Origin of the sequence: Glycomyces sambucus (assembly GCF_900102815.1) — a bacterium.
GTDB classification, from domain to species: Bacteria; Actinomycetota; Actinomycetes; order Mycobacteriales; family Micromonosporaceae; genus Glycomyces; species Glycomyces sambucus.
Window position 1 is genome coordinate 474,975 of sequence record NZ_FNGF01000001.1, and the last position, 25,897, is coordinate 500,871.

Here is a 25,897-nt window from a genome sequence, read left to right on the forward strand (position 1 = left end):
GTCTAGCCTTTCAAGCCGGAGCTGGCGATGCCGTTGAAGAACTGCCGCTGGAGCACCAGGAAGATGACGATGAGCGGCAGCGACGCGACGAGCGCGCCGGCCATGAGGGTCGGGTAGTCGGTGCCGTACTGCCCCTGGAGGCCCGACAGGCCCACGGTGAGGGGCCGGTTGTCGCCGCGCGGGGAGACGATGAGCGGCCACAGCAGGTCGTTCCAGGAGTACAGCGAGGTGAGGACCGCGAGCGCGCCGAGCGTGGGGCGGACCATCGGGAGCATGACCGTCCGGAAGGTGCGCAGGGGCCCGGCGCCGTCGAGGCGGGCGGCCTCTTCGTAGGCGGGCGGGATCGACATGAACGCCTGCCGCATGAGGAAGATCCCGAACGCCGAGAACATCCCCGGGATGGCCAGGGCCGGAACGGTGTCGAGGAGCTTCAGGTCCCGGATGAGCTCGAACTGGCCGATGAGGAACAGCTGGCTGGGGACCATGAGCATCGCGATGAAGAGTCCGAACAGGACGGTGCGGCCGGGGAAGCGCAGGCGCGCGAAGGCGTACCCGGCGAGGGCGGCGACCGCGAGCTGGCCGGCCACGCGCAGGGCGAGCGCGGCGGCGGAGACGGTGAACTGGCTCCACACCGGGACCGAGTCGAAGAACGTGGCGAACGCGTCCCCGGTGGGGTCGGCGGGCCAGAACGTGGGCGGCGCCTGGGACGCCTCGGCGGTGGTCTTGAAGGCGGTGAGCAGCTGCCATGCGAAGGGCGCGACCATGAGCGCCGCGGTGAGCGTGAGCGCCAGGTGCAGGAGCAGGTCGGCGCCCTTGGGGCGCCTGCGGGCCTCAGTCATAGAACACCCACCGGCGCTGGAGTCGGAACTGGAGGAGCGTGGCGAGCATGATGACCAGGAGCAGGACGACGGCGATGGCGGCGCCGTAGCCCTGGTCGAACTGGACGAACGCCTTCTCGTAGAACAGGTAGACGATGGTCTTGGAGCCGTCGAGCGCGGTGTTGTCGACGCTGCGGAGCATGACGAAGACCAGGTCGAACATCTGGAGCGCGGAGATGACGGTCAGCACCGTCACCAGGAAGACGCTGGGCGACAGGAGCGGCAGGGTGATGCGGAGGAACTGGCGCACGCGCCCGGCCCCGTCCATCGCGGACGCCTCGTACAGCTCGGGCGGGATCGCCTGGAGGCCGGCGCCGAGGATGATGAGGTTGACGCCCAGGCTCATCCAGATGCCGACGGCGCCGATCGCGTAGATCGCGTAGGTGTCGTCGGCGACCCAGTACTGGCCGGGGACGCCGACCAGGGACAGCGCCCAGTTGAGCAGGCCGAAGTCGCCGTTGTAGATGAAGCGCCACACCATGGAGACGGCCACGGGGAGGGTGACGACGGGCAGGAAGAACAACACGCGGTAGACGGCGCGGCCGCGGCTGATCTGCTGGATCATCGCGGCGAGGACCACCGCGGCGGGGACGCCGAGGAGCAGGATGCCGGTGTAGACCCCGGAGTTCGCGAAGGCGTCCCAGAAGTCGCCGTCGCCGAGCAGCCCGGTGTAGTTGTCGAGCCCGGTCCACGTGCCGGGCCCGAACGCGGGCGTGTCCATGAAGCTCTTCGCGAAGGTCTTCAGGAAGGGCCACAGGTAGAGCGCGGCGAGGCCGATGAACGCCGGGGCGATCATGGCGTAGCCCCACAGCGGGGAGGGGCCGAGCCCGCCCGCGCGGCGGCGCCGCGCGGGGGGCCGGGCTGCTCGGGCGGTCACTCGGCCAGGACCTCGTCGATCGCGGCGTTGTAGGCCGCGGCGGCGTCGGCCGCGGACTGCTCGCCGTTCCAGGCCGGGGCCAGGTACTCGCTCTCGAGGCCGGTCCACTCGGCGGCGTTGCCGGCGATGGGCAGCGGCACCGAGTAGTCGACGGCGTCGACGAACACCTGGAGGTCGAACTCGGGCATGGCGTCGAGCCAGGGCTGCTGGGTGCCCGCGTAGGCGGGGAGGACGGCGCCGGACTCGGCCTGGAGCACCGCGGCCTCCTCGCCCGAGGCGAAGACCAGGAACTCGGCGAGTTCCTCGGGGTGCTCGGTGCCGGCGTACCCGGCGTTGAGGATGCCCGAGATCATGCTGGCGCGCTGCTCGCCCATGGGGAGCGGGGCGACGCCGGTGGTGGCGCGCACGGCCTCGTCGCCGTAGAGGCGCTGGGCCCAGAAGGACCCGGAGAAGTACATGGCGACCTTGCCGTCCATGAACATCTGCACCGCTTCGGTGTCGGAGAGCTGCTGGAGGGTCGGCGAGGACCCGTCGGCCTGCATCTGGGTCCAGAACTCGATCCCGGCGACGGCCTCGGGGCTGTCGATGGCCGCCTGGCCGTCGTCGCCGATGACCTCGCCGCCGGCCTGGTAGATCGAGTTGTAGTAGCCGCCCTGGCGGTCGATGGGGGCGGCGATGCCCCACACGCCCGCGTCGGGGTCGGTCAGCTGCTGCGCGGCGGCGCGGGCGTCGTCCCAGGTCCACGTGTCGTCGGGGTAGGCGACCCCGGCGGCGTCGAAGAGGGCCTTGTTGAACCAGATCCCGTTGGTGTCGTAGTCCTTCGGGAGGCCGTAGACCGCGTCGTCGCGTTCGTAGAGGTCCATGACGGACTCGGGGTAGGCGGCGAGGTCGACGCCCGCGGACTCGACGGCGTCGCTGATGTCGAGGAGCTGGCCGTTGTCGGCGTACGCGGGGTACTGGTCGGCGAGCATCCAGAACGCGTCGGGGGCGGTGCGCCCGGCGGCGCCGACCTGGAGGGTGGACCAGTACTCGGGCCAGGGCAGGACCTGGACCTCGACGTCGATGTCCGGGTGCGCCTCCTCGAAGGCGGCGGCGATGGCCTCCATCGCGGGCTTCTGGTCGTCGCTCCAGGTGGCGTAGGTGAGGGTGACGTCCTCGCCGTCGCCGCCGCCGGAGCAGGCGGCGAGGACGAGGGCGGAGGCGGCGAGGGCCGCGGCGGCGGCGCCTCTCTTGCTGTGTCGCATGGTTACTCCTTGATCGCCGCCCGGGCGTCGTCGCCCGGTGCGGTGTCGGCGCTGGGCGTGCCGCCGACGTGGAGCCGCCCGGCGGCCCAGTCGACGTGCGCCGGTTCTGCGTGCTCGGGCAGGGCGTCCGAGCGGAGGCTGAGGGCGGTGACGCCGGTCAGGTCGAGGTCGACCGCGACGGCGGGTTGCCCGGAGGCGACGACGGCGGCGAAGATCTCCCGGCCGTCGCCGTGGACGCTCACGCGCGCGGCGGTGCCGGGGGTCTCGTCGTCGACGCCGACGCGGAGGGTGAGCCGGTCGGCGGTGCCGCCGGGGTGGAGGTCGATCCGGGACGGGGTGGAGGCGCCGAGGCCGTCCGTGAACCCGGTGCCCGCGATCGACATGGGGCGGCCGTCGGCGGGGTTGCCGCCGCCGTTGGAGGTGTCGCGTTCGACCGGGCCGCTCTCGTTCGCGAACGCGGTCATCGAGAGCGCCGAGAGCCGGTGCGTCCCTTCGGTGAGGGGGCGGACGACGCGGGCGTGGGCGACCACGGGGACCTCGGGTCCGGGGGCGAAGGCCGCCGGGCCGTCGGGGCCGGGGATCTCGACGGTGACCACGCCCGCGCGGCCGGGGGCCAGGGAGCGCGGGGCGCGCACGCGCCAGCGGCCGCCGCCGAGGTCGTCGGCGGTCCAGCCGGGTGCGAGCCGCAGGGCCGCACCGGGTTCGGTCGCGATCTCGGCGGCGCCGTCGGCGTCGGCGAGCGCGATCGCTGGCTCGAGGTAGGGCGCGGCGAGTTCGGGGCGGGGCGCGGCGCGCAGCAGCGTGCCGACCGGGGCGAGGATCGCGGCGAAGCCGCCGTGCTCCGCGAGGTCCACGGTGAGCAGTCCGTCCACCGTGGACTGCGCAGCGGTGAGGCCGTCCTCGCCGTCGGACACGGTCCACGCCTCGTAGCCGTCGATGCCGAGGCGGTCGAGGGGGACGGTGATCGTGCGGGCCTCGCCGGTGGCGATGGCGCCGATGAACCAGCGGTCGCCCGAGCGGCGCGCGACGACCGCCTCGCGGTCGGGGTCGCCCGCCAGCAGCAGCGTCTCGTCCCAGGCGGGCGCGAGTTCGGCGAGGAACCGGGCGGCGTGGGGGCGCGCGAGGTAGGCGTCCACGTCGTCGGCGAAGTGCGTGATGCCGCACTCGAAGGCGACGCTGAGCGCGAGTTCGTGGGCGTCGCTCGTGGTGCGCCCGGGGGCACCGAAGGCCACCGGCGTGTAGTCCATGGCGCCCGCGACGTTCCGCGTGAACGGCTGGATCACGTTGTGGGCGGCCGAGAGCGGCGTGTCGGCGAAGAACACGTAGTACTCGCTGCCGCGGATCGCCTCGTAGCCGACGACCTGCGGCCAGGTGCGGGCCCAGCCGCGCGGGATCACCGACCCGTGGAAGTTCACGTGCAGGCCCAGGCGGGCGGTCTCGGCGAGGACCGTGTCGTACCAGCGGTACCGGTCCTTCGACTCCGACTCCATGAAGTCGACCTTGACGCCCGCGACGCCCCACGAGCGCCACAGCGCGAGCTTGGCGAGCCCTTCGGGCCCGTCGAGGTCGTGCCAGACCGCCCACAGGTGCACCTGGATCCCGCGGCGGCTCGCGTACGCGACGATCTCGGGCACCCAGGTCTCGTCCCAGCCGCAGTCGATGAGCAGGTGCTCCCAGCCCAGGCGCGCGGCCGCGTCCACGAAGTGCCGCTGGCGGTCGAGCTGCGCGCCGGAGTAGAAGTCGGACCACCAGGACCAGGCGGCGCGGCCCGGGCGGACCCAGGACGTGTCGCCGGTCGCCTCCAGCGGCGCGGGGGCGAGCTCGTCCACGAAGCGGCTCTCCACGATCCGGGCGAGGGACCCGGTGAGGAACACCCGCCAGGGGGTGAGCGGGCCCCGCGTGACCTCGTACGGTTCGGCGAGAACGAACGCGAGCACGCCGTCCGCGGTCTCGGCGTGGGCGCCGCTGAAGCGGCCGTCGATGCCGGACTCGGTGGCGAGGACGCACGCGTCGCCGGTGCGGACCAGGAACGGGAACCCGTACGCGCCGTCGGCGAGGTCGGGGAGGTCGGCGCCGAAGCGGGGCGTCTCGTACCAGGTCTGGTAGTCGAGGGCCCACACGCGGGTGGGACGGTCGATGGAGGCACGGTCGAGGCCGGCACTGTCCAAGTCGGCACGGTCGGGGCCCGGTTGCGAGAGGTGCAGGCGGGTGCGGTCGGCGTCGAGCCGGTGGTGGCCTTCGAGGCGGGCGGCGGCGTAGCGGACGGCGGTGCCGTCGGCGCCGGTGCGCACGTGGACCTGCCAGTCGAGGCCGCTCGCGTGCCGCAGCTCGTGGACCTGCTCGGTGTGGCGGTAGCGGTGGGTGCCGACCGCCTTGCCGGAGCGGGCGGTCCACTCGTCCTCGACCTCGCGCTCGGTGGTGCGGACCAGCTGCGAATCGATGTCCAGGTCGGTGCCGCCGAGGCGGATGCCCAGGCGCAGTTCGCCGAGGCCGGGCGCGCGCAGGAGGACGGCGTCCGCTCGGACGTCGAGCTCGGGGCTCTGGTGGACCACGTCGTCTCCGTGTTGCTCGTGGGGCCCGTGTGCAGTGTGCGCACCGGCAGTTCCGAGGCTAACGGCCGCGGGGCCCGGTTGGAATGTGCGATCGCACGGGTCGCCTGGACGATTCACCGCAACAGCGCGGGGCCGAGGGCAGGCAAGTGCTTGCCCCCGGCCCCGGCGCTGGGACGATCAGCGCGTCAGCGGCCAGCGCCTCAGCGGACCACGCCTCAGCGGACCACGGTGAGCCCGTCGACCCCGAGTCCAGGTGCGGACGCGCCCGAGACGGTGACCGTCCCGCCGGTGGCGGGCAGGTCGAGGCCGATCGTCTTCACCGCGACGGCGGTGTCGGACCCGGTGGCGGTCAGCGCGACCTCCCGGGTGGTGCCGCCGACGGTGACCAGGACCGTGGCGTCGACGGCGCTGGCGTAGCGGAGCTCGACGGTGTGGTTCCCGGCCGCGGCGGTGCTCACCTCGGTGAACGCCAGCGCCCCCGTGCCGTCGAGGTCCGTGACGAGCGCGCCGCCGGAGCACTCGGCGCAGGGCGCGGTCGCGGCGCCGCCGCTGAGCGTCCCGTCCTCGGCCTCGGTGGTGCGGCTGATGGTGATCGCGTCGATATCGGGCGCGTACTCGGCCGGGTTGTCGAAGCGGATCGTGTTGACACCCGCGTTCAGCGGCACGTCCACGGTCCACTTGTTCACGAACTCCCAGCCGCCGGAGTCGGTCAGCTCCTCGGTCGAGACGACCTGGCCGTTCACCGAGATGCGGATGTCGCGCGGGTCGCCGGAGGTGTACGAGAACGTCAGCTCGTGGGTGCCGGCCTCGGCCGCGGTCACGTCGGTGAACTCGACCGAGCCGCCCGCGCCGAGGTAGCCGACCTTCGCGCCCTCGGAGCAGCCCTTGCACTCGCCCACCGCGGCGTCGCCGCCGAGGACCTGGTCCTCGGCCTCGTACCTGGTGTCGCCCGAGCCGATCTGCTCCAGCGGGGTCTTCGAGAGGTGCACCGAGGCGCCGCCGGTGGCGATCATCGGCAGCGACAGGGTGTCGCCGGCGTCGACCTGCTGCGTGGAGACGGTCACGCGGCCGTCGGCGTCGTCGGCGAAGACCGTGGCGGTGTAGGTGCCGCTCTCCAGGAAGTCGAGCGGGACGCTCGCGGTGCGGGCCGGGTCGGTGATCGCGCCGACGAACCAGTCCTCGCCGGAGCGGCGGGCGACGGTGACGTGGTCGCCGGGGAAGCCCTCGACCACGTGCGACTCGTCCCAGACGGTCGGGACGGCCCGCAGCAGGTGCCGCCCGGGCCACTGCTCGTAGGCGGCGGCCGAGTCGGCGTAGTTGACCATCGCGGAGGTGAACACGATCGACTGCGCGAGCGTGTGCGCCTGAGTGAGGATCGAGTCGTTCTGCGAGATCATCGCGGGCGTGTAGTCCATGCCGCCGAGCGGGCCGCGCGTGAACGGCAGGGTCGCGTCGAGGCGCGCGGTCGTGGGCGGCGGGTACTTGTAGTGCTCGGTGCCGGCGACGGCCTCGGTGGTGAGCACCCACGGCCAGGTGCGGTTCTCGCCGCCGGGCTTGGTGGAGCCGTGGAGGTCGAGCATGAGCTCGTTCTCACCGGCGGCGTCGCCGATGGACTGGTACCACTCCTGGACCTCCTGGGAGTCGTTCAGGAAGAAGTCCACTTTGAGCCCCGCGACCCCGTACGCCTTGTGCTCGGCCGCGAGGGGGCCGGCGAGTTCGGGGGTGGCGAACGGCTCGGCGGTGACCCACGCGAAGATCCGCACCCCGCGCTGGGCGGCGTACGCGCTGATCTCGGGGAGGTCGGCCGCCGGGTCGTAGCAGCAGTCGACGGTGACGTACTCCCAGCCCATGGCGGCGGCGAAGTCGACCATCTGCTTCTGCTTGTCCATGTCGGCGGCGCTGTCGTCGTCGGTGTACCAGGTCCACCCGGCGCGGCCGGGCCGGACCCAGTCGGGCTGCTCCTGCGCGGCGGGGTTCAGGTTCTGGACCAGGTCGGTGTTGTAGAGGACGTCCAGGTCCTCGGCGACCACCGCGGTGCGCCAGGGCGTCTGGAACGGGTAGGCGGTCGCGATGGGGAACGCCTGGTCGGGCGTGCGGGCCACGTTGAGCAGGCCGGTGCCCTGGCCGTCGCCTTCGAGCATCGCGGGCGCGTAGCCGGCGTTCGCGTTGTAGACGTTGGCCTCGGTGATGAGCGTGAAATACGCGTTGTCGTCGATCGAGGCGAGGAGCGGCATGGTCAGGTCGGCGCCCGAGTTCAGCTGCGCCGCATCGCGGTAGACGTAGTCCTGCTCGTAGTTGCCGTTCCAGTCGGCGGCCCAGCCGCCGGTCCCGGCGGGGAGGCGGAAGCCGCTGGACTCGTCGGTGATGCTCAGGTCGCCGTCGCCGGGGAGGCGGTAGCGGTACGCGACGCCGTCGTCGTAGGCGCGCACGACGAGTTCGAACGCCTCACCGTCCTTCGTGTACTCCAGGACGAGTTCTTCGGCGCGGTTCGTGTAGCTCGGGTCGGTCCCGGCGGGGAGCGTGTAGGTCTCGTCGATCGAGGACCGCTCCTCCCCCGCGTACGCGAGCCCGGTGCGGAAGTCGACGCCGTCGGTGGCGATGCCGAGCGGCGACTCCTCGAAGACCTGCGTGGTCCCGGCGGTCACCTCGTAGGTGAGCGACCCGTCCGGCTGGTCGGTGACGGTGAACGTGATCGATCCGTCCGGTGAGGACACGCTGTGCGTGCCTGCGGCGTAGGCGGGTCCGCCCGCCGCGACGACCGAGGCCGCAGCGGCGACCGCCAGCGCGGCCGCCGCCCCGAGGGGACGCCGTCGTCCCGTGCTGATGCTCATGAACCACTCCCTGAATGGAGGAACCTCGGGAACCGGCCGGTACCCGGGCATTCCGACGCTAAGGGCGCGGCTCCGTTCGGGAGAAGCCGAAATTCGCTTCCGTCCCTGGACGTTCCGACGCACCCGCCGCTCTCGTCCCGGCGGGTGCGCCGGAGGTCTACGCCTCGCAGGCCACGTCTTCCCGGGGCAGTTCGCCGCCGAGGAGGAACGCGGTGGTGGTGTTCAGCGCGCAGGCGTTGGTGCCGTAGACGTACGCGCCGTGGCCGAAGCCGTCGACGGTGACCAGGCGGGCCCGGTCGCCGAACGCCTCGCGGTTGATCTGGGCGCCTTCGAGCGGCGTGGCGACGTCGAGTTCGTTCTGCACGATGAGGACGTTCGCCGGGCCCTCGTCGGTGATCGGGACCTGCGGCTCGACCGGGTCGTTGGCCCAGAAGGCGCACGGCGTGACGTTCGCGCCGGCGCCGCCGAACATCGGGTACGCCTCGCGGTCGGCGGCGGTGGCCTCCAGGTAGACCGCGATGTCCTCGGGCCAGTCGGCGTCGTTGCAGGTCACGGCCAGGAACGCGGACCAGGCGTTGTCGTAGGGCGAGGGCGTGCCGGCGGCGTCCCCGCCCGTTGCGGCGGGCACGTCGAGCTCGTCGAAGAGGCGGTCGGCGGCGGCCGCGTCGCCGGCGTCCAGCGACTGCCACAGGCGCGCGGCCCCGCCGAAGGAGTCCTCGCCGTAGAGCGAGACGAACACGATGAACCGGAACAGCGCGCCGTCGTACTCGCCGACCGGTTCGGCGTCGAGGCGCCCGGCCAGGTCGAAGTAGGTGTCCCGCACGGCTTCCGGGGTGTCGCCGAGGCCGTAGGCGGCGTCGCGTTCGGCGGCCCAGGCCGCGAAGTACGCGAAGTTCGGTTCGAACCCGCTGCCCCAGCGGCGCTGCGCCTCGTGGTCGAGGGCGGTGCCGCCGACGTTGCTGTCGAGGACGACCCGGCCGCTGGTCTCGGGGAACAGCGAGGCATAGGCCGCGCCGAGGACCGAGCCGTAGGAGGCGCCGTAGAAGCTCAGCTCCTCCTCGCCGAGGGCGGCGCGGATCGTGTCGATGTCGCGGGCGGTGTTGGCGGTGGTCATGTGCGGCATGAGGCCGTCGGTGTCGTTGGCGGCGCACTGCTCGGCGACGCCTTGCGCGAGCGCGGCCTGGGCGCGGACGGCGGCGTCGTCCGCCGCATAGGGCGGGACGTTCCCGCGGTGGGCCTGCTCGGCGGTGAAGCCGCAGCTCACGGGCGTGGAGTGGCCGACTCCGCGCGGGTCCATGCCGATGAGGTCGTAGGCGTCGGTGACGCTCGCGGGCAGGCCGAGGTCGGCCATCCCCACGGGCTGGTCGAGTCCGGCGCCGCCGGGCCCACCGGGGTTGAGCAGCATGGCGCCTTGGCGCGCTTCGGGATCGGTGCTCGCGAGGCGGGAGACCATCACTTCGATGGACTGCCCGCCGGGGTCGGCGTAGTCGAGCGGGACGGGGACGGCGGCGCACTCCATGCGCTCGCCGCCGGTCACGTCCTCGGGGCAGGCGCCCCAGGTCAATGTGTCCTCAGTGGAGTCCTGTGCGGTGGCGGGCAGGACCGCGAGGGTCCCGGCGAGCCCCGCGGCGGCGGCCGTCGCCACCGCCGCCGCGGCGATGCGCTGTCTGCTCATGCGATTCCTCCTGTGGGTGTCGGCCCCCGCGCGGGGGCCGGTCCACAGTCCAGGCCATGCCGCTGCGGCACGGTCAAGCGGTTCGCGGCTTTTCATGAAGGAGATCACAAAAGTTCGTGAATGCGGCGCATGACGTCCAATTGTGCAGGGTTGTACAGGTCCTGGAGCGTGGTGCCGATGGCGTGCTTGGTGAACGCCTCGCCGTGCGGGGCGCCGCTGAGGTCCTTGAGCTGCGGGTACCGCTCGGCCACCTCGCGGGCGGAGGGCAGGAGGCGTTCGGCGAGGGCCGCCCTCGTGGCCTCGTCGGCGTCGGCCGGGAGCCGGTCGAACTCGCGGTCGGCCTCGCTCGGCGGCATCTCGCGCAGCAGCTCGGCGTAGGAGGTGACGGCCTCGGGACCGAGGAGGCGGGAGAGCACCACCATGAACGAGCGGTCGGCCTCGGACAGGGCGCCCCCGGCGGTCGCGGTCGCGAACTCGGGGGGCAGGTCGGTGGGCGCGGACTGGCGCAGGATCGTGCCGAGTTCGAGCCGGATGCGCTGCAACCGCTCGATGGTGGCGCCGAGTTCGGCGTCGAGGGCGCGCAGGGCCTCCTCGGGGTGGTCGTCGTCCTCGCCCATCGCGGCGATCTGCGGCAGCGAGAACCCGAGGTCGGCGAGGCGCTTGATCCGCAGCAGGCGCACGAGGTGGGCCACGCCGTACTGCTTGTAGCCGTTGGAGAGCCGCTCGGGCTCCTCCAGCAGCCCCACCTCGTGGTAGTGCCGCACCGCCCGCAGGCTCGTGCCGGCCAGCTCGGCGAGCTGGCGGGTGCTCCATGCCATGGTCGTGCCCTCCCGATTCCGGTCGTTCCCCTATAAATCATGCCGGAACGGCGCGCGGGCGACCGGACAGTGCGCGGTCGTCTCGCGGTCTCGATGGGCGCTCGTTGTGCGCGGTCGTTATGTGCGCGGGTCTTCTGTACGTGGTCTGAATGTGCGCGGTCTCACCGCGTGCCGGCCTTGAGCATGCCGCAGCGGCACGGTGTCCCCTTGAGGCATGGACCCCGACGCCCGCCCCGCGCACCGCCGACTCCGCCCGATGCGCGGCCTCGACGTGCTGCACCGCGCGCTCTACGAGATCGACCTCCCCGGGCCCGCAGGCCCGGTGCGGTACACCGTGGAGGTGGACACCGACCGCGACTGGACCGCCGTCCTCTACGCGGACGGGGTCCTCCAAACCGAGGCCGACCTGCCCGCGCGCCTGCCGGTGCCCGGCGGTGTGATCGAGGCCGACCACGGCATGTACGGCGTGTCCCGGATGCACTTCACCGCCGGGGACGGCCGCGAGCGGCGCCTCGCGCCCGTGCGCGGCACCCTCGAAGACCTGCGGGGCCGGTTCGCGCACCGCCATCCGCGCGCGAGCCGCGCGATCGGGTGGGCGGCGGTCGCGGTCCTGCTGGTGAACCTCGCGCTGGCCGCGCCGCAGGCCCTCGAACTCGCCACGGAGATCCCGCGGGTCGCGGAGCGGTTCGGGACCTTCGAGTCGCCGGTGGACCTGCCGTGGTGGCTCAACACATCGCTGTACGCCGCGGGCGCGGCGGCGGCCACCGAGCGCGTGCTCACGTTCCGCCGCAACCGGATCGTGGACTTCGAGACGATCTGGACCGAGGCGTAGCGGCAGCGCCCGACGGCAGCGGCCCGGGCGGCACCGCTCCAGCGGCAGCGGTCCAGGCGGCACCGGTCCGGCGTCCGCCCGGGTCCCGCTACTCGGGCCACTCACCGTCCGCGGCGAGGCCGAGGACGAGGGCGGCGATGTTCCAGGAGTCGTCGGCGCCGGAGTGGTGGCGCCCTTCCAAGGGCAGGCCCGCGATCTGGAGGGCGGCGTCCATGCCGGGGCGGCGCCCCAGGCCCCGGGCCTCGGTGAAGCGGACCTTGACATTGGTGTGGCGGCTGCCGAAGGGGTAGCGGGTGCCGGTGGCCCTGCACTGGCGCTGGAACTGGTTGCGGTCGTAGTCGCCCCAGCTCGCCCACGGGCGGGAGTCGGCGCGGTGCTCGGCGGTGAGGAGGCGGCACGCGTCGGCGTACTCGACCCCGGTGTCCACTTCGGCCTGTGTGAGGCCGGTGAGCTCGGTGCAGAAGGCGCTCACCGTGGAGCGCCGGGGTCGGACCAGGATGCGGTGCTTGGCGGTCCGCTCGCGCGCGGCGAGGTCGACCACGGTGAGGCCGATCTCGATGATCTCGGAGACCGCGCCGGGCGGCGGCCGGCCTTCCCAGCAGGTCGCCTCGACGTCGATCACGTTCAGCAGGGTGTCCATGCCTCGCAGCGTAAAGGGCCCGTCCAACCGGTTTCGGGCGAACGGGCCCTCGGTACTCGCAGCGCGCCTAGACGGCCGTCCAGCGGCTCTCGTCGGCGGCGCTCGCCTCGACCGCGGCCAGGACCTTCTGGACCTGGAGCGCGTCGCCGAACGACGGCGTCGGCTGCTCGCCGGCGCCGATCGCGTTCACCAGGTCCACGACCTGGTGGGTGAAGCCGTGCTCGTAGCCGAGCCCGTGCCCGACCGGCCACCAGTTCCCGGTGTACGGGTGCTCGGGCTCGGTGGCCTGGATCTTGCGGAAGCCCGAGTTCGGCCCGTCCGCCGAGTCGTAGAACCACAGCGAGTTCATGTCCTCGAAGTCGAACGCGAGGGACGCCTTGGAGCCGTTGAGCTCCAGGCGCATCGCGTTCTTGCGGCCGAGCGCGAAGCGGGTGGCCTCGAAGACCCCGATCGCGTTGTTGCCGAACCGCGCGGTGAAGACCGCCGCGTCGTCCACGGTGACCGGGCCCTTCGGGCCGTCGGTGCCGCCGTGGCCGCCCAGGCCCACGAAGTCGCCGCCGACCGGCCGCTCCTTCACGAAGGTCTCCAGGATCGCCGAGACGCCGGTGATGTCGGCGCCGCCGATCCACTGCGCCGCGTCGATGATGTGCGCGCCGATGTCCCCCAGGGACCCCGACCCGGACTTGTCCTTGTCGAGGCGCCAGGTCAGCGGCGCGTTCTCGTCGGTGAGCCAGTCCTGGAGGTACTGGGCGCGAACGTGGCGGATCTCGCCGAGCGCGCCGGAGTCGACCAGGCGCTTGGCGAGCGAGAGCGCCGGGGTGCGGCGGTAGCTGAAGCCGCACATGGCGAGCACGCCGTTCGCCTTCGCGGCCTCGGCCGCCTCGGTCATGCGCTCGGCCTCCTCCACGGAGTTCGCCAGGGGCTTCTCGCACAGCACGTGCTTGCCCGCCTCCAGCGCCGCGATCGCGATCTCGGCGTGGAGGTTCCCGGGGACGCAGATGTCGACCAGGTCGATGTCGTCGCGCTCGACCAGGCGCCGCCAGTCGGTCTCGACCGAGTCCCAGCCGAGCTTGGCGGCCGCGGCGGTGACCCGCTCGCTGTCGCGCCCGGCCAGGGCGGTCATCCCGATGCCCAGCGGCAGGTCGAAGAAGCGCGGCGCGGTGCGCCAGGCGTGCGAGTGGGCGGCGCCCATGAAGGCGTAGCCGACCATGCCGATGCGAAGCGTTTCAGTCACTGCGACTCCCTCGGTCCAGGCCGTCGCGGACCGACGGCCACCCTTGCAACACAGCGAGGATATCGGCGTCCCCGGTCGCCGCGAGTGCGGTGTCGTAAGAGCCGTCGAGGATCTCGCCGATCGGGACGCGGCGGCCCTCGGCGGCGCTGCGGATCGCGGCCTCCACCATGGCGAGGCTGAGCAGGTTCGCGTGCACGCGGCCCATCGGCTCGCGGCCGGTGCGCAGCGCGGCGGTGAACTCCCGCAGCGACCCGGCGATGCCGTCCCCGGGGTCCTCGGCGGTCGCCTTCGACGCCGGGCCCGACTCCTGCTCGGCCTGCGGGTCGCCCTCGCCGTCCCACACGGCGGTGCCGTGCTCGGCGGAGACGCGCCACGCGCCGTTCCAGGAGGTCTCCAGGCCGGGACTGCACCAGGACCCGTTGAACGTGAACCGGGCGCCGCCCTCCATCTCGAACGCGGCCGTCGCCGCCGCGTTCCCGGCGTACCAGGACCACGGCGGATTGTACTCCTCGCACACGACCGCGACCGGGTCGGCGCCGAGCAGGAAGCGGGCCATGTCGAACTGGTGGATCGCCATGTCGAGCAGGAGCGGGCTGGCCATCTCGTCGCGGAATCCGCCGAAGCGCGGCGCCTTGAAGAAGTCGACCGCCACGATCCCGATGCGCCCCAGCGACTCCAGTTGCGCCTTGGCCTGGAACAGGCCGCGGTTGTAGCGCCGGGACTGGCTCACCATGAACAGCTCGCCGGTGAGTTCGGCCGCGGCCGCCAGCGCGATCCCCTCGGCGACCGTGGCGGCCACCGGCTTCTCGCCCAGGACGGGGAGCCCCGCGCGGAGCGCGGCGATCGTGACCGGGTGGTGCGCTTCGGGGATGGTCGCGTTGACGATCGCGTCGGCGCCGGTGCGCCCGGCGAGTTCGACCGCGTCGGTCCCGGTGGGGATCGCACGGCCGAGGTCGGCCGCGGCGGCCTCGGTCGCGGCCGGGTACAGGTCGGCGATGCCGACGAGTTCGGTGTCGGGGTCGGCCTCGATGGTGTGCATCCAGGCGCGGCCCATGCCGCCGGCACCGACTACGACGAGGCGCAGCGGCCCCGCGGATTGGAAGGTGCGGAAGCTCATCGCTCGAACGCCCCGCGGTAGCCCTGGCCGTTGAAGAAGTCGTCCTTGTCGTAGCGCAGCAGCGTCGGCGTCTCGCGCTCGCGGTCGGGGCGGGCCCATTCGATGCCGTTGGCGATGACGTGGTTGACGTCCGGGTGGTGGTACACCGGGAAGTCCTGGTCGCCGGGGCTGAAGTAGAAGATCCGGCCGAAGCCGCGGCGGTAGGTCATGCCGGAGCGGAAGACCTCGCCGCCGGTGAACCCGGAGATGAAGACGAGTTCGTCCGGGGTCGGCACGTCGAAGTACTCGCCGTACATCTCCTGCTCGGGGATGACGATCGGGTTCGGGATGCCGCGGGCGATGGGGTGCTGCGGGTTCACGGTCCACACGAGTTCGCGGTCGTGCTCGCTGCGCCAGCGCAGGGTGCAGGTGGTGCCCATGAGCTTCGTGAAGATCTTGGACCAGTGTCCTGAGTGGAGCACGACCAGGCCCATGCCGGCGAGGACGTGGCGGTGGACGCGGTCGACGACCTCGTCGCTGACGTCGCCGTGGGCGGCGTGGCCCCACCACACGAGCACGTCGGTCTCGTCCAGGACGTCGGAGGTGAGGCCGTGCTCGGGCTCGTCGAGGGTGTGGGTGGTGATGACGGCCTTGTCGCCGAGCCATTCGCCCGCGCCCTTGGCGATGGCGCCGTGCATGCCGTCGGGGTAGCGCTCGGCCACGGAGGGCTCGACCTGCTCGTGGCGGTTCTCGCCCCAGATGACGGCGCGGATCGGGTGGTTCGCCATGGTGCTCCTTGCTATGTGGATTGTGAGCTTACAAATCGTTGGGGGGCTTGGGTTCCGGTCTCGGTTCCGGTCGCCTCAGGCCCCGGGGTCGGTGCTCGACCGGACGGTGAGGGAGGGCGGCAGGAGGAGGTGCTCGGGGGCCTCGGGCCGGTCGATGACCAGGCGCACGAGCGCGGCGGCGATGGCGGCCGACGCCTGGCGCACCGAGGTGATGCCGACAGGGCCGAAGGAGGTGAGCGGCGTGTCGTCGTAGCCGGTGACGGCGATGTCGCGGCCGGGGACGAGCCCGCGGGCCTGGAGGGTGATGACGGCGCCCGCGGCGAGCGTGTCGGCCTTGCACACGATCGCGGTCGGCGGGCGCGGCGAGTCGAGGAGGTCGGCGGTGATGCGGACCCCTTCGGCGAGGTCGCTGCCGGAGTGGACGATCCGCTCGTCGGTGGTGGAGGAGTCGAGGCCGAGCCGGCGGCACGCGTCCCGGTAGCCGATCTCGCGCTGCACCATGGTCTCGCTGGCGTGGTTCGCGCCCATGAACGCGAGTTCGCGGTGGCCGCGCTCGGCGAGGTGCGCCACGGCCATGTCGATGCCGAGCGCGGCGTCGCCCTCGGCCCAGCTCCACGGGGTGTCGAAGGCTTTCCCGGTGCGGCCGTAGGCGGCGAAGGGGATGTCGCGCGCGAAGAGCTCGACCGGGCGGGGGTCGTCGGAGCCGACGTTCGCGATGACGAACCCGGCCACGGACTGGCCGAAGTACAGGTCCTCGCAGGCGGTGATGAGCGAGGCGGTGTCGCGCTGGGTGATGAGCGTGAGGTTGCGGTCCTCGGCCTGGCAGGCGACGGCGAGGTCGTGGAGGAACACGTCCATGTACTGGTTGCCGGCGGCGTCGGGCGCGGGGAGCACGTACCCGATCTGGCGCGGCTGGGCGAGGCGCAGGCTCCGGGCGACGAGGTTGTTGCGGTAGCGCAGCTCCCCCATGGCGGCGTGGACCTTCGCGCGGGTGCCCTCCGCCACGATCTCGGGCCGGTTGATGACGTTCGAGACGGTCATGACCGACACGCCGGCGAGTTCGGCGACGTCGGCCATGCTGGCCTTGCGCTGCGCGTCGGGCGCTCCGCTCATGGACCGCCCTCCGTTCCGTCCCGGGTCGGCACCGGCGATTTTAAGCATAAATACGAGAACGGGTCAACCCGCTTCCCGCCCCCGCCCCGGCCGCCCACCCCCGACCTGTCGCACCCCCCGAGCCACCCTTGATCCGGGGGCGCCTCCGAATCGAGCCCCACTCGCGTTCACACATCCCTCGCCCACCCCTCACCGCACCACCCCTGTCACACCCTCCCGGCACGCTTTATCCGGGGGCGTCCGCGAATCGAGCACCACTCGCGTTCACACCCCTCGCCCACCCCTCACCACTCCCCACCCGCTCACCTCTTCCCACATGGCATAGAACACCCTTATCGGGGGAATTCAGGCGCCAATCCACTCGTTCCCCACTGGTATGAGCACAATCGGATTGATCGGCAGCGGCAACATCGGCGGCGCCATCGCGCGCCTCGCCGTCCGGGCGGGACACCAGGTGGTCCTGAGCAACAGCCGCGGGCCGGAGACCCTCGCGGATCTCGTTGCGGAGCTGGGCCCGAACGCCCGCGCCGCCACGCCGAAGGAGGCCGCGGCCGCGGGCGACCTCGTGGTCGTCACCATCCCGCTGCACGCCTACAAGACCGTCCCGGTCGAGGAGCTGCGCGGGAAGGTCGTCCTCGACACGAACAACTACTACCCCGAGCGCGACGGGCACATCCCCGAGCTCGACGACGAGTCGACCACCGTGAGCGAGCTCCTTCAGGCGCACCTGCCGGAGTCGTTCGTGGTCAAGGGCTTCAACAACATCTACCAGGGCCACGTGACCGAGCTGAACCGCCCGGCCGGCGACCCCGAGCGCTCGGTCCTCGCCATCGCGGGCGACGACGCGGACGCCAAGCAGGCGGTCACCGACTTCCTCGACTCGCTCGGGTACGGCGCCTACGACGTCGGCCCGCTCGCCGAGGGCTGGCGCTACCAGCGCGACACCCCCGCGTACGGGGTGTTCTTCACCGAGAAGTTCGCCTTCGACGCCGTCCCGCCCGCACGCCAGGTCACGCCGGAGATCATCGAACCGCTCCTGAAGGCCGCCAAGCGATACCGCGACATGTAGGACCCGCACGGAACGCCCGGGACGACCACCGTCGTCCCGGGCGTTCCGTATGCTCGGGCCCGGATCGGGGCCCGCCGGGCCCCGGAACCTTGGAACCCCGGGCTCCGAGCCCCGAGCCCCGAGCCCCGAGCCCCGAGCCCCGAGCCCCGAGCCCCGACAGTCCTACCCCTTGACGAAGCCGAGCAGCGCCTCGTTGACCTCCGTAGCGTGCGTCCACAGCAGCCCGTGCGGGGCACCCTCGACCTCGATGTACTCGGCGTCGGGGACGGCCTGGTGGAAGCGGCGCCCGGTGGCGTCGATGGGCAGGATGTTGTCCTTGGTGCCGTGCAGGATCAGGGTCGGCTTGGCGGCGTCGCGCACGGCCTCCACGTCGGTGCGGAAGTCCTCGATCCAGGAGGCGACGACCGCGTAGGCGGCGACGGGCGCCGAGCCGGTGGCGGTGTGCCAGTTCGCGGTGACGACCTCCTGGCTGATGCGCGAGCCCAGGTTCTCGTCGAGGTTGTAGAAGTCCTGGTAGAACTGGGTAAACCAGGCGTAGCGGTCGCCGCGCGCGGCCTCCACGATGCCGTCGAAGACCGCCTGCGGGACGCCTTCGGGGTTGTCGTCGCGCTGCACGAGGAACGGCTCCAGCGAGGCGAGGAACGCGAGCTTCGCGACCCGCTCGTGGCCGTGGTTCTTGACGTACCGGGCGAGCTCGCCGGTGCCCATGGAGAAGCCGACGAGGATGACGTCGCGCAGGTCCAGCTCGGTGAGGACGGTGTTGAGGTCGGCCGCGAAGGTGTCGTAGTCGTAGCCCTCGCCGACCTTGCTCGACTGCCCGAAGCCGCGGCGGTCGTAGGTGATGACGCGGTAGCCGGCGGCGAGCAGTTCGCGGGTCTGGAGCTCCCAGCTGTGCCCGTCGAGCGGGTAGCCGTGGATGAGGACGACGGGCTGCCCGGAGCCCTGGTCCTCGTAGTAGAGCTCGATCGGGGCGCTGTTCTCGGTGCCGACGGTGATGGTGCCCATTGCCTTGATCCCTTCCCCTGGGAGAACGAGCGTTCTCCGCTGTTGTGGACTACTCTAGAGAACGATCGTTCTCATCGCAAGGAGTCACCCTATGATCGACGACACAGCGGCCCGCGCGCAGCTGATCGACGCCGCCGACCGGCTCTTCTACGCCCGCGGCGTGCAGGCCGTCGGCATGGACGCCGTCCGCGCCGAAGCCGGCGTCTCCCTCAAGCGCATCTATGCGCTCTTCCCCTCCAAGGACGACCTGGTCGTAGCCGTGCTCCGGCAACGCCGCGAGGTGTGGAACGCCGGGATCGCGGCCAGCGCCGAGGCGGCCGGGACGGCGCGGGAGAAGCTGCTCGCGGTCTTCGACTTCCTCGACGCGTGGTTCCGCGAGCCGGACTTCCGCGGGTGCGCGTTCATCAACGTCTACGGCGAGCTGAGCGGCGGGTCCGCGGAGGTGCGGCGGACGGTGCGCGAGCAGAAGGAGGCGTTCGGGGCGTACGTGGCAGGGCTCGTGCGGGACGCGGGGGCGCCCGAGTCGCTGGGGCCGCAGATCGCGATCCTCGCCGAGGGGGCGCAGACGACGGCCGCGATCGCGGGCGGCCCGGAGGCCGCGGCGCAGGCGAAGGCCGCCGCGGCGGTGCTCCTGGACGCGGCCCTGGCGAACACTCCCTAGTGGAGGTTTGAGCGGCGGCTCCACCTGGCGCGGCACTCCTTTCGGGGAGGGGTGTTGCGCAGCTCTCATCGAGGTAGTTATATTTGTTTGGACGTACGACAAACATACGGCTGTCGAACCTTCGCACCACCGGCCTTCGGCGAAGAGCGCACGCACACCTCCCGATGAAAGGCATCCCCATGGGCGACAACCCGAGCCGACCCTTGTTCCGCCTCCACCGCCGGACCCTCTTCCAGGCCGGCGCGGGCGCCGCCGCCGCGGCCTCGCTGGCCGGCTGCGCCGCGCTCGACGAGGGCCCCGAGGGCACCGCCGCCGGGTCCGACGAACTCGCCGACCTGCTCCCGACGTACACGCCCTACGAGGGCGGCGTCGAGGCCGACCTCCCCGGCGCGAGCGACGGCACCGTCTCCCCCGGCTACCTCTCGCGCCCCGAGTCGCCGGTCCAGGCCGTCGCCGAGCCGCCGATGACCACCGGCGAGGAGATCACCGCGATCACTCCCCTGTGGAACCCCGCGCCGCCCGGCCTGCCCGCGAACTCGTACTTCACCTCGGTCAACGAGGCCCTGGGCGGCACCGTCGTCTTCAACATCGCCGACGGCAACAACTACCTCGACAAGATCACCACCACGCTCGCCGGCGGCGACGTGCCGGACATGTTCCAGATCCCCGGCTGGGAGATCATCAAGCTCTCCGACTTCACCGAGGCCGCGAACGAGCTGTTCGCCGACCTCTCCCCGTACCTCGCGGGCGACAAGGCCGCCGACTACCCGCTCCTGGCGAGCTACCCGACCGCCGCCTGGGCCATGGGCGTCTTCGGCGGCACCCTCCTCGGTATCCCCTGGGAGCGGGCGCCGTACACGAACACGATGTTCGCCCGCCAGGACGTCCTCGACTCCCTGGGCCTGGAGCACCCCCAGAACCTTGAAGAGCTGCTTGCGATCGCGGAGGAGGTCAACGACCCGGCCGCGAACCGGTGGGCGTTCGCGAGCCTCGACCAGACCGTCCAAGAGGCCATGGGCGTCCCGACACTGTGGAAGGTGGAGGACGGGAAGCTGGTGCACAAGTTCGAGACCGAGGCGTTCGCCGCCGCGATCGAGTTCACGCGCCAGGTCTTCGACAAGGGCCTCGTGCACCCCGACTACGTCGCCGACCGGCTCACCAACACCAAGGAGATCATCGGCTCCGGTCAGGCCGTGTTCTATGAGGACGGCCTCGGCGCCTGGCACGAGATGCTCGGCACCTACCGCGACGTGGCGGGCTTCGACCTCCAGGCCGTGAACCCCATGGCGCGCGAGGCGGGCGGCACGCCCACGATCTGGCGCGACGACCCCGCGGGCATGTTCACCTTCATCAGGAAGGACCTCTCCGAGGAGCGGATCAAGGAGTGCCTGCGGGTCGCGAACTGGTGCTCGGCGCCGTTCGGCACCCGCGAGTGGGACCTGGTGTGGGACGGCGTGCAGGACGTCCACTTTACTGTGGACGCCGACGGCGTGCCGCAGCGCACCGAGCTGGGCCAGACCGAGGTCGCCAACACGTACCTGTTCCTGTCGGGCCGCGCGAACGCGAACTTCAAGTTCCAGTACCCGGGCCTGGTCGAGGCCCAGCACGCGTGGGAGACCAACGCCGCGGCGTTCCTCGACGACCACCCGTTCCAGGGCCTGCGCGTCGAGATGCCCTCCGACCTCGCCGCAGAGAACGAGCCGATGACCGACGCCCACCACGAGATCTACCGCGGCCAGCGCGAGGTCGCCGAGTGGACGGCGCTGGTGGACGACTGGCGCGCGAAGGTCGGCGACTCGGCCCGCGAGTACTACACCGGCGTCGCGGAGGACAACGACCGCCTGTGAGCGTCCCGACGATCGAGTCCCCGGTCCCGGTGACCGGGGGCCCTCCGAAGCGCAAACCGAAGGCGCACTGGCGGACCCGCCTGGTGCGCGACTGGCCGCTGCTGCTCATGGCCGCGCCCATGATGCTGCTGGTGTGGGGGTTCTGGTGGATCCCGGCGCTGGGCAACGTCATCGCGTTCCAGGACTACAAGCCCTACACGGGCGGGATCTTCGGGTCGCGCGTGGTCGGGTTCACCCACTTCCAGCTGCTGTTCGCCGACCCGGACTTCACGCGGGCGCTGCTGAACACGCTGGCGATCACCGCGTTCCAGGTGGTGTTCTACTTCCCCGTGCCGATCGCTCTGGCGCTGCTCATGCACTCGCTGGTGTCCGAGCGGCTGCGGTCGATGCTCCAGAGCGTGGTCTACCTGCCGTACTTCTTCTCCTGGGTGCTCGTGATCGCGATCTTCCAGCAGATGCTCGGCGGCGCGGGGCTCCTGAGCCAGACCCTGCGCGGGGCGGGTTTCGAGGGCGTCGACTGGATGACCAATCCGGACACGTTCATCCTGCTGGTGACCTCGCAGGCGGTCTGGAAGGAGGCCGGGTTCGGGGCGATCATCTTCCTCGCGGCCCTGGCCGCGATCGACCCGAACCTGTACGAGGCCGCCGCGGTCGACGGGGCCGGGCGGTGGCGCCGGCTGTGGCACATCACGCTGCCGGGCATCCGCCCGGTGATCGTGCTGCTGCTCATCCTGCGCCTGGGCGACGCGCTCAACGTCGGGTTCGAGCAGTTCTTCCTCCAGCGCAGCGCGGTCGGCTCGCAGGCGTCGGAGGTGTTCGACACGTTCGTGTACTACAGCGGCATCCGCACCGGCGACTTCGACTACGGGGCCGCGGCGGGGCTGTTCAAGGGCGTGGTCGGGCTGGTGCTGATCCTGGCCGCCAACAAGGCCGCGCATCTGCTCGGCGAGAAGGGGGTGTACGCGAAGTCATGAGCGCCAATGCGAAACGGGCCGCGTGGGAGGAGCCGCCCACGGTGGCGGGGCAGGCGGCGAAGGGCGCGAGCATCGTCGTGATCGCCCTGCTGATCCTGTTCCCGCTGTACACGATCGCCCTGACGAGCCTGTCGAGTTCGGAGACCGTGCACCGCGTCGGCGGGCTCGTGGTCTGGCCGGGCGACGGGATCACGTTCGAGGCGTACGAGCAGATGTTCCGCAACCCGGTGGTCCTGCGCAGCCTCGTGGTGTCGCTGGGCGTCACCGCGGTCGGGACGGCGGTCAGCGTCGTCGTGTCGGTCCTCGGCGCGTACTCGCTGTCGCGCCCGGGGTCCCTGGGACACAAGACGGTGCTGTTCTCGGTCCTGCTCATGTTCGTGGTGTTCCCCGGGCTCATCCCGGTGTACCTGTGGGTGAGCGCGATCGGGCTGCGGGACAACTACCTGGCGATCATCCTGCCGATGGCGGTGTCCGCCTTCAACGTAGTGGTCCTGCGGGCGTTCTTCATGAGCCTGCCGCAGGAGCTGTTCGACTCGGCGCGCATCGACGGGGCCGGGGAGTTCCGGGTGCTGTGGCGGATCGTGGTGCCGCTGTCGAAGGCGGTGATCGCGGTGGTGACGCTGTTCTACGCGGTGGCGTACTGGAACAACTGGTTCAACGCGTTCCTGTACCTCGACGACACGTCGAAGTGGCCGCTGGCGCTGGTGCTGCGCACGTACGTGGTCGAGTCGGCGCCGCTGCCGCAGGCCGCGGGCCTGACCGAGGCGCCGCCGACGCTGGCGGTGAAGATGGCGATCGTCATGATCGCGATCGTCCCCGCTTTGATCATCTACCCGTTCGTGCAGAAGCACTTCAAGAAGGGCGTCATCATCGGCGCCGTCAAGGGCTGAGTCAGGGGCTGAACCACCGCGGGGGCCGGCGTCGCGCCGGCCCCCGCGGTTCCCTTGATCCCGATGCAGGTCAATCCCGATGCAGGTCGGCGAGAGCCGCCTCGACCCTGGCGAGGACGGCGGGGGCGGCCGGGGTCAGCTCGCCCAGGAGCGTGCGGTGCTCGGTCCACTCGGTGTCGCGGCGGAGCTGCCGGGCCCGCTCGGGGTCGACGCCCGCGACCGCGGCGAGCACGGCCTCGTGCGCGGCGGCGTCCTCGATGAGGTCCGAGAGCCGCGACTCGATCGTCAGGCCGCTCCCGCGCGGCTCGGTGCGCGGGTCCGCAATGGACCACTCGTGGTCGCCGCTGCCGGCTTCGAACGGCTCGCGGCCCGGCAGGGTCACCAGCGCGGTCGTGTTCGGCGGCACCTTGGCGCGGACCTGGACGCCCCCGTCGGCGGCCTCCCACTGGACCTCGGCCCGCCCGTAGGGGGTCTCCAGTTCGGCGGCGGCGTGGTCGAGCCCGGCGAGCGGGACGGGGGCGACGGCGAGGCGCCGGTACCCGGGTTCGAGCGGGGCGAGGCCCGCGACGGTCCGGTGGAGCCAGTCGGCGATGGCCCCGAACGCGTAGTGGTTGAACGAGGTCATCTCCCCCGGGTTGATCGTGCCGTCCTCCAGCATGGAGTCCCAGCGCTCCCAGACCGTGGTGGCGCCCATGGTGACCGGGTAGAGCCAGGACGGGTTCTCGGTCTGGAGCAGGAGCCGCCGCGCGGTCTCGGCGTGGCCGGAGCGCACGAGCGCGTCCTGGATGAGCGGGGTGCCGACGAACCCGGTGCCGATCCGGTACCCGGCGCGGCGCACCAGCCAGGCGAGGCGGTCGCCCATGCGCCGCCGGTCCTCGGGGTCGGTGACGATCGCGAACTCCAGCGCCAGCGCGTACGCGGTCGGCGAGTCCGAGACCGTCCGGCCCGCGGCGGTCGTGTACTCGCGGACCCACGCCTCGCGGACCTCATCGGCGAGCGCGCGGTAGTGCCGCGCGTCGTCGTCGCGGCCCAGTTCGGTTGCGGCATCGGCGGTCAGGGTCGCGGAGCGGAACAGGTAGGCGGTGGCGACGATGTCGGGGTCGGTCTTGGCCTTGGCGGGGTCGGCGGGCGGGGCGTCGGGGTCGAGCCAGTCGCCGAACTGGAAGCGGCCCTCCCACAGGCGCCGGTCCCCGGCGACGCCGGCGATGTGGTCGGTCCAGGCGCGCATGCTCGGGTACTGGCGCTCCAGGACGTCCCGGTCGCCGTACCGTTCGAAGAGGACGGTGGGGACGACGGCGGCGGCGTCGCCCCAGGCCGCGGCCGGGGTCCCGGCCGAGTCGAGGACGTCGGGGACGATGAACGGCACGGAGCCGTCCGGGGTCTGCTCGATGGCGAGGTCTTCGAGCCAGGAGGCGAGGAACCCGTCCGAGTCGAACAGGAAGCTCGCGGCGGGCGCGAACACCTGGATGTCGCCGGTCCAGCCGAGGCGCTCGTCGCGCTGGGGGCAGTCGGTGGGGAGGGAGACGAAGTTGCCGCGCATGCCCCAGACCACGTTCTCGTGCAACCGGTCGAGGAGGTCGTTGGAGGACGAGAAGTGGCCGGTGCGCTCGAGGTCGGAGTGGACGACGACGGCGGTGACGTCGGCGGGGTCGAACTCGCCGGGCCAGCCCTGGATCTCGGCGTACCGGAAGCCGTGGAAGGTGAACTGCGGCTCCCAGGTCTCGGTCCCGTCGCCCGCGAGCGTGTACGTGTCGGTGGCCTTGGCGTGGCGCAGGGGCCGGGTGCCGAGTTCGCCGTGCTCCAGGACCTCGGCGTGGCGCAGGACGACGGTGTCGCCCTCGCGGCCTTGGACTCTGATCCGCAGGTGCCCGACGAGGTTCTGTCCGAAGTCGACCACGGTGCGCCCGGAGGGCGTGGTGACGACCTCCCGCACGGGCAGTTCCTCGGTGGCGCGGACGGGCGGTGCGGTGCGCGGGACGGGGACGAGGGCCTTGGCGGTGTCGGGGCGGGCGTCGAGCCAGGCGGCGTCGTCGAAGCCGGGCGAGGACCAGCCGGGGAGGGCGCGGCGGGCGTCGTACGACTCTCCGGCGTAGATGCCGCTGGCGGTGAGGGGCCCGTCCGCGGTGGCGCGCCAGCCGTCGTCGCCGGTGGCGACGAGTTCGGCTGTGCCGTCGGCGTATTCGAGGAGGAGCTGGGCGGCGAAGGACGGGTACTTGCCGTAGAAGGGCCGGGCCTGGCCGTGGAAGCCGAAGCGCTCGGTGTACCAGCCGCCCGCGAGGGACGCGCCGATCGCGTTGGGGCCCTCGCGGAGCAGGTCGGTGACGTCGGTGGTCTCGTGGAGGAGGCGGTCGCGGTAGGCGGTCCAGCCGGGTTTGAGGCGGTCGGCGTCGACGGCGGTGCCGCCGATCTCGACCTGGTAGGCGCCGCGGGCGGTCGCGTACAGGGTCGCGGCCTCCAGGCCGGGCCGGACGGTGAACTCGCGGCGCAGCAGCAGGGGCTGGCCGATGTCGGCGGGTTCGGGGACGGTGACGAACTTGGCGTGCCATTCGCCCTCGCCGAGGAACCCGGCCCGGAGGTCGCACGCCTCGCTCCAGTCCGAAGTGGAGCCGTCCGCGCCGTGGACGCGGACCCGGACGCTGCCCTCCTCGCGGGGCAGCAGCGATTCGAAGGGCCACGGGACGAGGACCGAGTCGCGGCCCTCCACCCGGGCGACGGCCGCGGCTCCGCCGCGGCGCCATTCGATCTCGGCGGCGGCCTGGAGCCAGCCGGGGCTGTCCGCGGCGGTCTTCCAGGACAGCCGCGGGCGGGCCGCGGGGGTGAACGGGGAGCGGGTGCGGTACTCGGCGTGGAGGTCGTGGACGTGCATCAAGTCT

Annotated in this window: 20 protein-coding genes; 6 read left to right on the top strand and 14 right to left on the bottom strand. The window is 72.0% G+C overall.

Annotation, left to right across the window (positions count from 1 at the left end; all coding sequences use genetic code 11):
• Positions 1 to 2 precede the first annotated feature (2 nt).
• From BLS99_RS02190 to BLS99_RS02220, 7 genes are all read right to left on the bottom strand, one after another.
• The gene (locus tag BLS99_RS02190; RefSeq protein ID WP_091042762.1) at positions 3 to 839 is read right to left on the bottom strand and encodes a carbohydrate ABC transporter permease; all 837 of its coding nucleotides are present in this window, start codon (positions 837 to 839) and stop codon (positions 3 to 5) included.
• Entirely contained in the window at positions 832 to 1,755 is a 924-nt protein-coding gene (locus tag BLS99_RS02195; RefSeq protein ID WP_218126169.1) for a carbohydrate ABC transporter permease, read from the bottom strand. The genes BLS99_RS02190 and BLS99_RS02195 overlap by 8 nt, the downstream gene beginning before the upstream one ends.
• On the bottom strand, positions 1,752 to 2,999 hold the full coding sequence (locus BLS99_RS02200; protein WP_091042765.1) for an ABC transporter substrate-binding protein: 1,248 nt from the start codon (positions 2,997 to 2,999) through the stop codon (positions 1,752 to 1,754). Before BLS99_RS02200 ends, BLS99_RS02195 begins: the two co-directional genes overlap by 4 nt.
• Positions 3,000 to 3,001: 2 nt before the next feature.
• Positions 3,002 to 5,551: a glycoside hydrolase family 97 catalytic domain-containing protein gene (locus BLS99_RS02205; protein ID WP_143034657.1), complete on the bottom strand. Its 2,550-nt coding sequence runs from the start codon at positions 5,549 to 5,551 to the stop codon at positions 3,002 to 3,004.
• Between the two features lie 215 nt (positions 5,552 to 5,766).
• On the bottom strand, positions 5,767 to 8,382 hold the full coding sequence (locus tag BLS99_RS02210; protein WP_176953168.1) for a glycoside hydrolase family 97 N-terminal domain-containing protein: 2,616 nt from the start codon (positions 8,380 to 8,382) through the stop codon (positions 5,767 to 5,769).
• A gap of 157 nt (positions 8,383 to 8,539) precedes the next feature.
• Positions 8,540 to 10,057: an alpha/beta hydrolase gene (locus BLS99_RS02215; protein ID WP_091042774.1), complete on the bottom strand. Its 1,518-nt coding sequence runs from the start codon at positions 10,055 to 10,057 to the stop codon at positions 8,540 to 8,542.
• A gap of 104 nt (positions 10,058 to 10,161) precedes the next feature.
• Entirely contained in the window at positions 10,162 to 10,875 is a 714-nt protein-coding gene (locus BLS99_RS02220; protein WP_091042778.1) for a MerR family transcriptional regulator, read from the bottom strand.
• Between the two features lie 214 nt (positions 10,876 to 11,089).
• Here BLS99_RS02220 and BLS99_RS02225 point away from each other — a divergent pair, with 214 nt between their 5' ends.
• Positions 11,090 to 11,707, top strand: coding sequence for a hypothetical protein (locus tag BLS99_RS02225; protein WP_091042781.1), 618 nt, complete (start codon positions 11,090 to 11,092; stop codon positions 11,705 to 11,707).
• 88 nt (positions 11,708 to 11,795) lie between these two features.
• Here BLS99_RS02225 and BLS99_RS02230 read toward each other — a convergent pair whose 3' ends face one another.
• From BLS99_RS02230 to BLS99_RS02250, 5 genes are all read right to left on the bottom strand, one after another.
• Positions 11,796 to 12,347, bottom strand: coding sequence for a 3'-5' exonuclease (locus BLS99_RS02230; protein WP_091042785.1), 552 nt, complete (start codon positions 12,345 to 12,347; stop codon positions 11,796 to 11,798).
• Positions 12,348 to 12,414: 67 nt separating this feature from the next.
• Positions 12,415 to 13,557, bottom strand: coding sequence for a Gfo/Idh/MocA family protein (locus BLS99_RS02235; RefSeq protein ID WP_091042788.1), 1,143 nt, complete (start codon positions 13,555 to 13,557; stop codon positions 12,415 to 12,417).
• 16 nt (positions 13,558 to 13,573) lie between these two features.
• Positions 13,574 to 14,698: a Gfo/Idh/MocA family protein gene (locus tag BLS99_RS02240; protein ID WP_091042792.1), complete on the bottom strand. Its 1,125-nt coding sequence runs from the start codon at positions 14,696 to 14,698 to the stop codon at positions 13,574 to 13,576.
• A complete protein-coding gene (locus BLS99_RS02245; protein WP_091042794.1) occupies positions 14,695 to 15,465 on the bottom strand; it encodes a ThuA domain-containing protein in 771 nt (256 codons plus the stop codon). The genes BLS99_RS02240 and BLS99_RS02245 overlap by 4 nt, the downstream gene beginning before the upstream one ends.
• A 75-nt stretch (positions 15,466 to 15,540) precedes the next feature.
• Positions 15,541 to 16,578, bottom strand: a complete 1,038-nt coding sequence (locus BLS99_RS02250; protein WP_176953169.1) for a LacI family DNA-binding transcriptional regulator — start codon at positions 16,576 to 16,578, stop codon at positions 15,541 to 15,543.
• Positions 16,579 to 16,954: 376 nt separating this feature from the next.
• Between BLS99_RS02250 and BLS99_RS02255 the strand changes: the two genes are divergently transcribed.
• A complete protein-coding gene (locus tag BLS99_RS02255) occupies positions 16,955 to 17,647 on the top strand; it encodes an NADPH-dependent F420 reductase (RefSeq protein ID WP_091042800.1) in 693 nt (230 codons plus the stop codon).
• A 162-nt stretch (positions 17,648 to 17,809) separates the two neighbouring features.
• On the opposite strand, the gene BLS99_RS02260 is transcribed toward BLS99_RS02255, so the two are convergent.
• A complete protein-coding gene (locus BLS99_RS02260) occupies positions 17,810 to 18,652 on the bottom strand; it encodes an alpha/beta fold hydrolase (protein WP_091042804.1) in 843 nt (280 codons plus the stop codon).
• Between the two features lie 91 nt (positions 18,653 to 18,743).
• Here BLS99_RS02260 and BLS99_RS02265 point away from each other — a divergent pair, with 91 nt between their 5' ends.
• From BLS99_RS02265 to BLS99_RS02280, 4 genes are all read left to right on the top strand, one after another.
• Positions 18,744 to 19,313, top strand: a complete 570-nt coding sequence (locus tag BLS99_RS02265) for a TetR/AcrR family transcriptional regulator (protein WP_091042808.1) — start codon at positions 18,744 to 18,746, stop codon at positions 19,311 to 19,313.
• A gap of 179 nt (positions 19,314 to 19,492) precedes the next feature.
• Positions 19,493 to 21,160 (top strand): extracellular solute-binding protein, encoded by a 1,668-nt coding sequence (locus tag BLS99_RS02270; protein WP_091042812.1) that lies wholly within the window; start codon positions 19,493 to 19,495, stop codon positions 21,158 to 21,160.
• A complete protein-coding gene (locus BLS99_RS02275; RefSeq protein ID WP_218126171.1) occupies positions 21,157 to 22,134 on the top strand; it encodes an ABC transporter permease in 978 nt (325 codons plus the stop codon). Before BLS99_RS02270 ends, BLS99_RS02275 begins: the two co-directional genes overlap by 4 nt.
• Positions 22,131 to 23,024: a carbohydrate ABC transporter permease gene (locus tag BLS99_RS02280; RefSeq protein WP_091042816.1), complete on the top strand. Its 894-nt coding sequence runs from the start codon at positions 22,131 to 22,133 to the stop codon at positions 23,022 to 23,024. Before BLS99_RS02275 ends, BLS99_RS02280 begins: the two co-directional genes overlap by 4 nt.
• Before the next feature lie 70 nt (positions 23,025 to 23,094).
• Here the strand turns inward: BLS99_RS02280 and BLS99_RS02285 are convergent, their stop codons facing one another.
• Positions 23,095 to 25,890: an alpha-L-rhamnosidase gene (locus BLS99_RS02285; protein WP_091042819.1), complete on the bottom strand. Its 2,796-nt coding sequence runs from the start codon at positions 25,888 to 25,890 to the stop codon at positions 23,095 to 23,097.
• Between the last annotated feature and the right edge of the window lie 7 nt (positions 25,891 to 25,897).

Coding starts and splice junctions, on each gene's coding strand:
- BLS99_RS02265 (WP_091042808.1), top strand. CDS start 18,744: ATGATCGACGACACAGCGGCCCGCGCGCAGCTGATCGACGCCGCCGAC.
- BLS99_RS02270 (WP_091042812.1), top strand. CDS start 19,493: ATGGGCGACAACCCGAGCCGACCCTTGTTCCGCCTCCACCGCCGGACC.
- BLS99_RS02235 (WP_091042788.1), bottom strand. CDS start 13,557: ATGGTCGGCTACGCCTTCATGGGCGCCGCCCACTCGCACGCCTGGCGC.
- BLS99_RS02280 (WP_091042816.1), top strand. CDS start 22,131: ATGAGCGCCAATGCGAAACGGGCCGCGTGGGAGGAGCCGCCCACGGTG.
- BLS99_RS02225 (WP_091042781.1), top strand. CDS start 11,090: ATGGACCCCGACGCCCGCCCCGCGCACCGCCGACTCCGCCCGATGCGC.
- BLS99_RS02230 (WP_091042785.1), bottom strand. CDS start 12,347: ATGGACACCCTGCTGAACGTGATCGACGTCGAGGCGACCTGCTGGGAA.
- BLS99_RS02260 (WP_091042804.1), bottom strand. CDS start 18,652: ATGGGCACCATCACCGTCGGCACCGAGAACAGCGCCCCGATCGAGCTC.
- BLS99_RS02220 (WP_091042778.1), bottom strand. CDS start 10,875: ATGGCATGGAGCACCCGCCAGCTCGCCGAGCTGGCCGGCACGAGCCTG.
- BLS99_RS02255 (WP_091042800.1), top strand. CDS start 16,955: ATGAGCACAATCGGATTGATCGGCAGCGGCAACATCGGCGGCGCCATC.
- BLS99_RS02210 (WP_176953168.1), bottom strand. CDS start 8,382: ATGAGCATCAGCACGGGACGACGGCGTCCCCTCGGGGCGGCGGCCGCG.
- BLS99_RS02250 (WP_176953169.1), bottom strand. CDS start 16,578: ATGAGCGGAGCGCCCGACGCGCAGCGCAAGGCCAGCATGGCCGACGTC.
- BLS99_RS02215 (WP_091042774.1), bottom strand. CDS start 10,057: ATGAGCAGACAGCGCATCGCCGCGGCGGCGGTGGCGACGGCCGCCGCC.
- BLS99_RS02240 (WP_091042792.1), bottom strand. CDS start 14,698: ATGAGCTTCCGCACCTTCCAATCCGCGGGGCCGCTGCGCCTCGTCGTA.
- BLS99_RS02200 (WP_091042765.1), bottom strand. CDS start 2,999: ATGCGACACAGCAAGAGAGGCGCCGCCGCCGCGGCCCTCGCCGCCTCC.
- BLS99_RS02245 (WP_091042794.1), bottom strand. CDS start 15,465: ATGGCGAACCACCCGATCCGCGCCGTCATCTGGGGCGAGAACCGCCAC.
- BLS99_RS02190 (WP_091042762.1), bottom strand. CDS start 839: ATGACTGAGGCCCGCAGGCGCCCCAAGGGCGCCGACCTGCTCCTGCAC.
- BLS99_RS02285 (WP_091042819.1), bottom strand. CDS start 25,890: ATGCACGTCCACGACCTCCACGCCGAGTACCGCACCCGCTCCCCGTTC.